The organism is Paraburkholderia sp. SG-MS1 (assembly GCF_012275575.1).
GTDB lineage: Bacteria > Pseudomonadota > Gammaproteobacteria > Burkholderiales > Burkholderiaceae > Paraburkholderia.
Genome location: NZ_NPIH01000225.1, coordinates 20606 through 30395, shown reverse-complemented (window position 1 = coordinate 30395; position 9790 = coordinate 20606). Strand labels below are relative to the sequence as shown.

The 9790-nt window shown below is 61.8% G+C and carries 10 protein-coding genes and 1 tRNA gene; all 11 read left to right on the top strand.

The window, feature by feature from the left end:
* On the top strand, positions 1 to 990 hold a 990-nt coding region (locus CIC12_RS20615; RefSeq protein WP_238812754.1), incomplete at its 5' end, for a branched-chain amino acid ABC transporter substrate-binding protein.
* A gap of 201 nt (positions 991 to 1191) precedes the next feature.
* Positions 1192 to 1464: a 30S ribosomal protein S15 gene (rpsO, locus tag CIC12_RS20610; RefSeq protein ID WP_121317057.1), complete on the top strand. Its 273-nt coding sequence runs from the start codon at positions 1192 to 1194 to the stop codon at positions 1462 to 1464.
* A gap of 363 nt (positions 1465 to 1827) precedes the next feature.
* The gene (gene pnp / locus CIC12_RS20605; RefSeq protein ID WP_174772120.1) at positions 1828 to 3975 is read left to right on the top strand and encodes a polyribonucleotide nucleotidyltransferase; all 2148 of its coding nucleotides are present in this window, start codon (positions 1828 to 1830) and stop codon (positions 3973 to 3975) included.
* Positions 3976 to 4175: 200 nt separating this feature from the next.
* Positions 4176 to 5192 carry an NAD(P)H-quinone oxidoreductase gene (locus tag CIC12_RS20600; RefSeq protein ID WP_168666454.1) on the top strand — a complete coding sequence of 339 codons (1017 nt, stop codon included), beginning with the start codon at positions 4176 to 4178 and terminating at the stop codon, positions 5190 to 5192.
* Between the two features lie 122 nt (positions 5193 to 5314).
* Positions 5315 to 6097: a triose-phosphate isomerase gene (gene tpiA, locus CIC12_RS20595; RefSeq protein ID WP_168666452.1), complete on the top strand. Its 783-nt coding sequence runs from the start codon at positions 5315 to 5317 to the stop codon at positions 6095 to 6097.
* A gap of 81 nt (positions 6098 to 6178) precedes the next feature.
* Positions 6179 to 6574: a preprotein translocase subunit SecG gene (secG, locus tag CIC12_RS20590; protein ID WP_168666450.1), complete on the top strand. Its 396-nt coding sequence runs from the start codon at positions 6179 to 6181 to the stop codon at positions 6572 to 6574.
* Between the two features lie 114 nt (positions 6575 to 6688).
* Positions 6689 to 6773, top strand: a tRNA-Leu gene (locus CIC12_RS20585).
* A gap of 163 nt (positions 6774 to 6936) precedes the next feature.
* Positions 6937 to 7296: an NADH-quinone oxidoreductase subunit A gene (locus CIC12_RS20580; protein ID WP_007175615.1), complete on the top strand. Its 360-nt coding sequence runs from the start codon at positions 6937 to 6939 to the stop codon at positions 7294 to 7296.
* Positions 7297 to 7359: 63 nt separating this feature from the next.
* Positions 7360 to 7839: a NuoB/complex I 20 kDa subunit family protein gene (locus CIC12_RS20575; RefSeq protein ID WP_006052903.1), complete on the top strand. Its 480-nt coding sequence runs from the start codon at positions 7360 to 7362 to the stop codon at positions 7837 to 7839.
* Between the two features lie 21 nt (positions 7840 to 7860).
* Positions 7861 to 8463, top strand: coding sequence for an NADH-quinone oxidoreductase subunit C (locus CIC12_RS20570; protein WP_168666448.1), 603 nt, complete (start codon positions 7861 to 7863; stop codon positions 8461 to 8463).
* Positions 8464 to 8472: 9 nt separating this feature from the next.
* Entirely contained in the window at positions 8473 to 9726 is a 1254-nt protein-coding gene (locus CIC12_RS20565) for an NADH-quinone oxidoreductase subunit D (RefSeq protein WP_168666446.1), read from the top strand.
* Positions 9727 to 9790: the final 64 nt, after the last annotated feature.

The following is a 9790-nucleotide window of genomic DNA, read 5'->3' as shown; positions in this document are numbered from 1 at the left end:
CTGCGCGCGGCCGCCGACCGCCATATCGGCTACGTCATGCAGGGCAACAGTTCAGCGGTCGCCGCCGCGCTGATTGGCGCAATCGACAAGCAGAACAGCCGCGAGCCGGGCAACCGCGCTCTGTTCCTCAACTATTCCGCCGACGACCCCGCGCTCACCAACGCCAATTGCAGCTTCTGGCATTTCCGCTTTGACGCGCACGCGGGCATGCGCATGGACGCGCTAGCCGACGTGATCCGGCGCGACAAGGCGGTGAAGAAGGTGTATCTGCTGAATCAGGATTACAGCTTCGGCCACGACGTCAGCGCCCTTGCGCGCTCGACGCTGGCGGCGAAGCGCCCGGATATCGCGGTGGTCGGCGACGAGTTTCATCCGATCGGCCGCGTCAAGGATTTCGCGCCCTACATTGCGAAAATCCGCGCGAGCGGCGCCGACGCGGTGATCACCGGTAACTGGGGCAACGACCTGACGCTGCTCGTCAAGGCGGCGCGCGAGCAGGGGCTGGACACGAAGTTCTACACTTTCTACGGCAACAGCCTTGGGGCGCCAGCGGCGCTGGGCGACGCCGGCGTGAGTCACGTGATTGCGGTCGCCGACTGGCACCCGAACGCGGGCGGCGCCGCTTCGGACGCGTGGTACGCCGCGTTCCGGGCCCGTTTCCCCGCCGCGCAGGACGACTACCCGGTGCTGCGCATGCCTTTGATGATCGAGACCCTCGCCGCGGCGATGAACCGCGCCGGCAGCGCCGATCCCACAGCCGTCGCCCGCGCGCTGGAGGGGTTGCGCTTCGACAACGGCTTTCACGCATCGTGGATGCGCGCCGACGACCATCAGCTGATTCAGCCCCTGTATGTGATGGTGATGGACAAAGCCGGCACGCCGGGCGTGCGCTTCGACAACGAAGGCTCCGGCTACGGCTTTCGCACGGTGTTGGCGTTGCCGCCCGAGCGCACCGTCGCGCCGACCGTTTGCAGGATGCGGCGGCCATGACGCCGGCGGGCGTGCGAGGGCGTCGCGCGCACGCGGGTGGGTACGGTTCGCCCCGGCTCGGCGGGGTTCGCGGCGGGGGCGGCTTGTGCTACAATACGCGTCCCGTTGTGGGGCAGGGGTGTGATTCTGTCATGCATACGGGGTAATCCACGGCACGGCCTTTCTTCCGTGACCGCCTGTCCAGTTCTTAAGGAAATAGACATGTCCGCAGTTGAAACAAGCAAGAAGTCCGAAGTCGTTGCGCAATTCGCACGCGCAGCTAACGACACCGGCTCCCCCGAAGTTCAGGTCGCTCTGCTCACGACTCGCATCAACGAACTGACCGTTCACTTCAAGGCTCACGCGAAAGATCACCACAGCCGCCGCGGTCTGCTGCGCATGGTGAGCCGCCGTCGCAAGCTGCTCGACTACCTGAAGAGCAAGGATGCGGATCGTTACCGCAGCCTGATCGAGAAGCTGGGTCTGCGTAAGTAATCGGCCAGTCGTTCAGCAAGATGCCTGTGTCAGTTTCGCTGATACAGGCATTTTGTTTTTGCACGATGCGCTTCATGTGGTGCGCATCGCCTGTCGTCCGCAGTGGCGTGCCGGTTCATGCAGCGAGAGCAGGCAAGAGCAGTATTTGCAACCCAGGCAGTAATCAAAGCAGTAGAGCAAGCAGCAAAAAGGAAACACGGCCGGGCCCCAGGGCGGAGCTTTGTGTCATTCCAGCGGTTCACGCGTGTACCCGACGCAGCGCGTGGTTCTCTGGAATGGCATAACACTACTCTTCCCGTGTGGCGCCGGTCTGGCGTTGCCGCGCCGCTTCTGGTCCGCGCGGCACTACGATGAGGAAAAGCAATGACTATGTTCAATAAGATCGTCAAAGAGTTCAAGTGGGGACAACATAACGTTCGCCTCGAAACAGGCGAGATCGCTCGCCAGGCGAGCGGTGCGGTGATCGTCGACGTCGAAGACACCGTCGTGCTGGCAACCGTGGTCGGCGCCAGGACGGCCAAGCCGGGCCAGGACTTCTTCCCGCTGACCGTCGACTACCTCGAAAAGACCTACGCCGCCGGCAAGATCCCGGGTGGCTTCTTCCGCCGCGAAGGCCGTCCGTCGGAAGGCGAAACGCTGACCTCGCGCCTGATCGATCGACCGCTCCGCCCGCTGTTCCCGGAAGGCTTCTACAACGAAGTCCAGGTCGTGATCCACGTCCTTTCGCTGAACCCGGAAATCCCCGCCGACATCCCCGCGCTGATCGGCGCGTCGGCGGCGCTCGCCGTGTCCGGTCTGCCGTTCAACGGCCCGGTCGGCGCAGCACGCGTGGCCTACATCAACAACGAATACGTGTTGAACCCGACGCGTGCGCAAATGAAGGAATCGGCGCTCGACCTGATCGTCGCCGGTACGGAACGCGCGGTGCTGATGGTGGAATCGGAAGCGCAGCAACTGAGCGAAGAAGTGATGCTCGGCGGCGTGGTGTTCGGCCATGAGCAGATGCAGATCGCGATCGACGCGATCCACGATCTCGTGCGCGAAGGCGGCAAGCCGGAATGGGATTGGCAACCGGCGGCGAAGAACGAGCCGCTGATTGCACGCGTAACGGAACTGGCGCAAGCCGACCTGCTCGCCGCTTATCAGATCCGCGACAAGCAGGCGCGTTCGGCCAAGCTGAAGGAAGTCTACGCAGCGACGTCGGCGAAGCTCGAAGAAGACGCAGCGGCAAGCGGTACGCCGGCAGCCGACAAGGCCACCGTCGGCAACGTGCTGTTCGACATCGAAGCGAAGATCGTCCGTACGCAGATCCTGAACGGCGAGCCGCGTATCGACGGCCGTGACACGCGCACCGTGCGCCCGATCGAAATCCGTACCGGCGTGCTGCCGCGTACGCACGGCTCGGCACTGTTCACGCGCGGCGAAACGCAGGCGCTGGTGGTTGCCACGCTCGGCACGAAGGGCGACGAGCAGAATATCGACGCGCTCGAAGGCGAGTACCGCGAACGCTTCATGCTCCACTACAACATGCCTCCGTTCGCGACCGGCGAAACGGGTCGCGTCGGGTCGCCGAAGCGCCGTGAAATCGGTCACGGCCGTCTGGCCAAGCGCGCATTGGCTGCATGCCTGCCGAGCGCCGACGAATTCGGCTACTCGATTCGCGTCGTGTCGGAAATTACGGAATCGAACGGTTCGTCGTCGATGGCTTCGGTGTGCGGCGGCTGCCTCGCGCTGATGGACGCCGGCGTGCCGATGAAGGCGCACGTCGCCGGCATCGCGATGGGCCTGATCCTCGAAGGCAATCGTTTTGCCGTGCTGACCGACATCCTCGGCGACGAAGATCACCTCGGCGACATGGACTTCAAGGTGGCGGGTACCGAGCAAGGTGTGACCGCGCTGCAGATGGACATCAAGATCCAGGGCATCACGAAGGAAATCATGCAGGTCGCCCTCGCGCAAGCGAAGGAAGGCCGTATGCACATCCTCGGCAAGATGACCTCGGCGGTGTCGGGCGCGAACACTGTGCTGTCGGACTACGCACCGCGCATGATCACCATCAAGATCAACCCTGAAAAGATCCGCGACGTGATCGGCAAGGGTGGCTCGGTGATCCGCGCGCTGACCGAAGAAACCGGCACGACGATCGATATTTCGGACGACGGCGTCGTCACCATCGCGAGCACGAGCAGCGAAGGGATGGCCGAAGCGAAGAAGCGTATCGAGAACATCACGCTCGAAGTCGAAGTGGGTCAGGTGTACGAAGGCACCGTGCTCAAGCTGCTCGATTTCGGCGCGATCGTGAACATCCTGCCGGGCAAGGACGGTCTGCTGCACATCTCCGAAATCGCCAACGAGCGTATCAAGGACATCAACGACTACCTGAAAGATGGCCAGCAAGTGAAGGTCAAGGTTATCCAGACGGACGAAAAGGGCCGCGTGCGTTTGTCGGCCAAGGCGTTGCTGAACGACGCCCCGAACGGCGCGCCGCAAGGCGAGCCGACGCCGCAGTAATGCGGTAGCGGAGCAACGGCCGGCAGCGCGAATGCGCGCCGGCCGTTTTTCATGCAGGGTGGATCGCGTTGCAGATGAGTGCAAGTGGCGACAAGCGGGTACTCTGTTTGCGTCGGGCGCTTCGCCGTAGGTCGGACGATTCGCGTCCCTCGCGGTGAGCAACGGGTATGCAACGCAATCCAATCTTGGAGTTGACGCAGATGAAAGCGATCGAAATCACCGAATTCGGTGCGCCGGACGTCCTCAAGCTGGCGGAACGACCCACGCCGCAGCCGAAAGCGGGCGAGGTCCTGATCAAGGTGGCGGCATCCGGCATCAACCGTCCGGATGTGTTCCAGCGCAAGGGCGGCTATGCGCCGCCGCCCGGTGCGTCGGATCTGCCGGGGCTGGAGGTCGCGGGTGAGATCGTCGGCGGTGCGATCGACGAAAAGAACAACCCGTTCGGTTTGAAAATCGGCGACCGTGTATGTGCCTTGCTGGCGGGCGGCGGTTACGCGGAATATGCGGCCGCGCCGCTGTTGCAGTGCTTGCCGGTGCCGGCGGGTCTGTCGGACGTCGAGGCGGCTTCGCTGCCGGAGACTTTTTTCACGGTGTGGAGCAACGTGTTCGATCGCGCACAACTCGGCAAGGGTGAGGGCGCGCCGAACGAAACGCTGCTGGTGCAGGGCGGCTCGAGCGGAATCGGCGTGACGGCGATCCAGATTGCGCACGCGCTCGGTTTTCGCGTGTTCGCCACTGCCGGGTCGGACGAAAAGTGCCGTGCATGTGAGGCGCTGGGCGCCGAGCGGGCGATCAACTACAAGACGGAAGATTTCGTCGAAGTGATCAAGTCGCTGACCAACGATCGTGGCGTCGACGTGGTGCTCGACATGGTGGCGGGCAGCTACGTGCCGCGCGAACTCACGGCGCTCGCCGACGGTGGTCGCATCGTCGTGATCGCTTTGTTGGGCGGTGCGAAGGCGGAAGTGAATCTGAACGAGGTGCTGCGCCGCCGTTTGACCGTGACTGGCTCGACGCTGCGTCCACGGCCGATCGAATTCAAGGCGAAGATCGCCGCGCAACTGAAAGAGCAGGTGTGGCCGCATCTCGAAGCGGGCCGTATCAAGCCTGTCGTGCACCGCGTCTTTCCGGCCGCGCAGGCCGCTGACGCGCATGCGCTGATGGAAAGCAGCACGCATGTCGGCAAGATCGTACTGGCTTGGGGTCAGGGCGCTTGATACGGTCGGTTTGACCCGATCCACCCCACGCAGTAAAATTGCGCGTTTTGCGCACGCCGAATGAATCCGAACGGCGGACTGTAAGCGCAAACAAAGTCCGCCCGCCAAGACTAGACGAGACGATGTCGAAACAACAACGAGCCAAACTGGTAGTCGGTAACTGGAAGATGCATGGGCGTCTCGCTGCGAATGCCGCGCTGTTGCAGGCTGTGGCGCAAGGCTCGGGCGATCTGCCGGCCGACGTGCGCGTGGGCGTGTGTGTACCGAGTCTGTATCTCGCGCAGACTCAATCGTTGCTGGAAGGCAGTCGGGTCGTGTGGGGCCTGCAGGACGTGTCAGCGTTCACGCATGGCGCCTATACCGGTGAAGTGGCGGCACCCATGGCGACGGATTTCGGCGCTACGTTCGCAATTGTCGGTCACTCGGAGCGTCGTGCCTACCATCGCGAAAGCGCCGAGCTGGTCGCGGTGAAAACGCAGCGCGCGCTGGAAGCGGGTTTGACGCCGATCGTGTGCGTCGGTGAAACGCTCGAAGAGCGCGAAGCCGGTTCGACCGAGCAGGTGGTCGGCGCACAGCTGGACGAAGTGCTGGCGAAGCTGTCGGTGCAGGAGGCGGCCCGTTTGGTCGTCGCGTACGAACCGGTCTGGGCGATCGGCACCGGCAAGAGCGCGAGTTCGGCCCAAGCGCAGGCAGTTCATGCATTCCTGCGCGCGCGTCTGGCGGCAAAGGGCGCGGCGGTGGCGGATGTGCCGCTGTTGTATGGTGGCAGCGTAAAGCCGGAGAACGCGGAAGAATTGTTCCGTCAACCGGATATCGACGGCGGCCTGATCGGCGGTGCGTCGTTGAAGGACCAGGATTTCCTGGCGATCTGCAAGGCGGCGGCTGCAACCAGCGTCGCCGGTTAAGCAGGGCGCCTTGTCGAGGATGACCCATCCCGCGAAACACACTGTGTGTGGCGCGGTTAAATAAAGACTCAGGTGAGTGTGATGCTGTATTTGAAAACATTGATTATCGTCGTTCAGCTGTTGTCTGCTCTCGGGGTCATCGGCCTTGTCTTGCTGCAGCACGGCAAAGGCGCCGATATGGGCGCTGCTTTCGGTAGCGGCGCGTCGGGCAGCCTGTTTGGTGCAACCGGTTCGGCCAACTTTTTGTCGCGGACGACGGCCGTGCTCGCCGCGGTGTTTTTTGTCACGACGCTCGCGCTCACTTATCTCGGCGCATATCGGTCGAAGCCTTCCGCGGGCTTGCTAGGCGCGGCGGTGACCGCACCGGCTGCGCCGACTGCCACGCCTGCAGCTTCTGCGCCGGTCGCTGGCTCGGCTGCATTGCCGGCTTCGCCTGCTTCGCCGGCGTCCGTTCCGGCTACGGGCGTGCCGAAATAAAATTTTCGTTCAAAGTGCCTTTTGTGCGTTGAACAAACTGTTTAGACAAGTTACAATTCAAGTCTTGAAGCGATTCGCGGGTTTTATAAGTTGTTTTCCCGGATTGCATGCAGTGCCGACGTGGTGAAATTGGTAGACACGCTATCTTGAGGGGGTAGTGGCGAAAGCTGTGCGAGTTCGAGTCTCGCCGTCGGCACCAAAATGTTATCTAAATGCCAGCCGCTTGCTTCGCTTCGGCTGGCATTTTCACTTTCAGGGCACGGCTTGCGTTGGGCTTGCGGCATGTGCGTTTCGGAAGTGATTTCGCGTCAGGAGTGCTATGCTCTTGGCGGCACTTTAGAACCAACCGATTGAGGATAGTCTTGAACCTCGCAGCCTATTTCCCCGTCTTGTTGTTCCTCATTGTAGGCACCGGTTTAGGCGTAGCGCTGGTCAGTATCGGCAAGATTCTTGGTCCCAACAAGCCCGATACCGAGAAAAACGCACCGTACGAGTGCGGCTTCGAAGCATTCGAAGATGCGCGCATGAAGTTCGATGTGCGCTACTACCTCGTCGCCATTCTCTTCATCATTTTCGACCTTGAAACCGCGTTCCTGTTCCCATGGGGCGTGGCCTTGCGTGACATCGGCTGGCCTGGCTTCATGGCAATGATGATTTTCCTGCTCGAGTTCCTGCTTGGTTTTGCCTATATCTGGAAGAAGGGCGGCCTCGACTGGGAATGATGGATTAATCGCCGGTTTGCGTGGGTGGCCAAGGCTTGCCGCCCCGTCTGGAGTGGAAAGCAAATGAGTATCGAAGGGGTCTTGAAGGAAGGGTTTGTCACCACCACGGCAGACAAACTGATCAACTGGACGCGCACTGGCTCGTTGTGGCCGATGACGTTCGGTCTTGCGTGCTGTGCGGTCGAGATGATGCATGCGGGCGCTGCCCGTTATGACCTCGACCGCTTCGGCGTGGTGTTTCGTCCGAGTCCGCGTCAGTCGGACGTGATGATCGTCGCCGGCACGCTGTGCAATAAGATGGCGCCCGCTCTGCGCAAGGTCTATGACCAGATGGCCGAGCCGCGCTGGGTGATCTCCATGGGCTCGTGCGCGAATGGCGGCGGCTATTACCACTACTCGTATTCGGTAGTGCGCGGCTGCGACCGGATCGTGCCGGTCGACGTCTATGTGCCGGGCTGCCCGCCTACCGCGGAAGCGCTGGTGTACGGCGTGATCCAGTTGCAGGCCAAGATTCGCCGCACCAACACCATCGCCCGTCAATAAGGCCAACGCCTCCCCCACAATATGGCAAGCAAACTCGAGACCCTGAAAGAGAACCTCGAGGCGGCCTTTGGCGGCCTCCTGCTGAGCACCACCGAAGCGATCGGTGAGTTGACGATCGTCGTAAAGGCAAGCGACTACCTCGATGTGGCAACGCGTCTGCGGGACGACCGCTCGCTCGGTTTCGAGCAATGCGTGGACCTGTGCGGCGTCGACTATCAGACCTACGCCGACGGCGCTTACGACGGCCCGCGTTTCGCGGCCGTTCTGCATTTGTTGTCGGTACAGAATAACTGGCGTTTGCGTCTGCGCGTATTCGCGCCGGACGACGAAGTGCCGATCCTGCCGTCCGCCGTCGAAATCTGGAATTCGGTCAACTGGTACGAGCGCGAAGCATTCGACCTGTACGGCATCGTCTTCGAAGGCCACCCGGACCTGCGCCGCATTCTGACTGACTACGGTTTCATTGGTCACCCGTTCCGTAAAGATTTTCCTGTCTCCGGCTACGTCGAAATGCGTTACGACCCGGAAGAGAAGCGCGTCGTCTATCAGCCTGTGACGATCGAGCCGCGGGAAATCACACCGCGCGTGATCCGCGAGGATCGCTATGGCGGTCTGAAACACTAAGAGAACGCCATGGCAGAGATCAAGAACTACACGCTCAACTTCGGCCCTCAGCATCCGGCAGCGCACGGTGTGCTGCGTCTCGTGCTCGAACTCGACGGCGAAGTCATCCAGCGCGCCGATCCGCACATCGGTCTGCTGCATCGCGCGACTGAAAAGCTCGCCGAAACCAAAACCTTCATCCAGTCCGTGCCGTACATGGACCGTCTCGACTACGTGTCGATGATGGTCAACGAGCACGGCTACGTGATGGCGATCGAAAAGCTGCTCGGCATCGACGTGCCGGTGCGCGCGCAATACATTCGCGTGATGTTCGACGAGATCACGCGCGTGCTGAACCATCTGATGTGGATCGGCGCCCATGCGCTCGACGTCGGTGCGATGGCAGTGTTTCTGTATGCGTTCCGCGAACGCGAAGACCTGATGGACGTGTACGAAGCGGTGTCCGGTGCACGGATGCACGCGGCCTACTATCGTCCGGGTGGTGTCTATCGCGATTTGCCCGACGCAATGCCGCAGTACAAGGCATCGAAGATCCGCAATGCCAAGGCATTGTCGAAGATGAACGAGAACCGCCAAGGCTCGCTGCTCGATTTCATCGACGACTTCTTCACGCGTTTCCCGAAGTGTGTCGACGAATACGAAACGCTGCTCACCGACAACCGGATCTGGAAGCAGCGTCTGGTCGGCATCGGCGTGGTCAGCCCGGAACGTGCACTGCAGCTCGGCATGACCGGCGCGATGCTGCGCGGCTCGGGCATCGAATGGGATTTGCGCAAGAAGCAGCCGTACGAAGTCTACGACAAGCTCGATTTCGACATTCCGGTCGGTGTGAACGGCGACTGCTATGACCGCTATCTGGTGCGCGTCGAAGAAATGCGCCAATCCACACGTATCGTGAAACAGTGCGTTGAGTGGTTGCGCAAGAATCCAGGCCCCGTGATGATCGACAATCACAAGGTTGCGCCCCCGTCGCGCGTCGGCATGAAGTCGAACATGGAAGAGCTGATTCACCACTTCAAGCTCTTCACGGAAGGCTTCCACGTTCCCGAAGGCGAGGCGTACGCGGCGGTCGAGCATCCGAAGGGCGAGTTCGGCATCTACCTGATCTCGGACGGCGCCAACAAGCCGTATCGCCTGAAGATTCGGGCGCCGGGCTATGCGCACCTGTCCTCGCTGGACGAAATGGCGCGCGGCCACATGATCGCCGACGCCGTGACGATCATCGGCACGCAGGACATCGTGTTCGGCGAAGTGGATCGCTAGGACGTATTCATCGGCGCGTGTCTTCAGATTGCACCGGGGACACGCGTCAAGCAAAGGAACGCCG

Coding starts and splice junctions, on each gene's coding strand:
- rpsO (WP_121317057.1), top strand. CDS start 1,192: ATGTCCGCAGTTGAAACAAGCAAGAAGTCCGAAGTCGTTGCGCAATTC.
- pnp (WP_174772120.1), top strand. CDS start 1,828: ATGACTATGTTCAATAAGATCGTCAAAGAGTTCAAGTGGGGACAACAT.
- CIC12_RS20600 (WP_168666454.1), top strand. CDS start 4,176: ATGAAAGCGATCGAAATCACCGAATTCGGTGCGCCGGACGTCCTCAAG.
- tpiA (WP_168666452.1), top strand. CDS start 5,315: ATGTCGAAACAACAACGAGCCAAACTGGTAGTCGGTAACTGGAAGATG.
- secG (WP_168666450.1), top strand. CDS start 6,179: ATGCTGTATTTGAAAACATTGATTATCGTCGTTCAGCTGTTGTCTGCT.
- CIC12_RS20575 (WP_006052903.1), top strand. CDS start 7,360: ATGAGTATCGAAGGGGTCTTGAAGGAAGGGTTTGTCACCACCACGGCA.
- CIC12_RS20570 (WP_168666448.1), top strand. CDS start 7,861: ATGGCAAGCAAACTCGAGACCCTGAAAGAGAACCTCGAGGCGGCCTTT.
- CIC12_RS20565 (WP_168666446.1), top strand. CDS start 8,473: ATGGCAGAGATCAAGAACTACACGCTCAACTTCGGCCCTCAGCATCCG.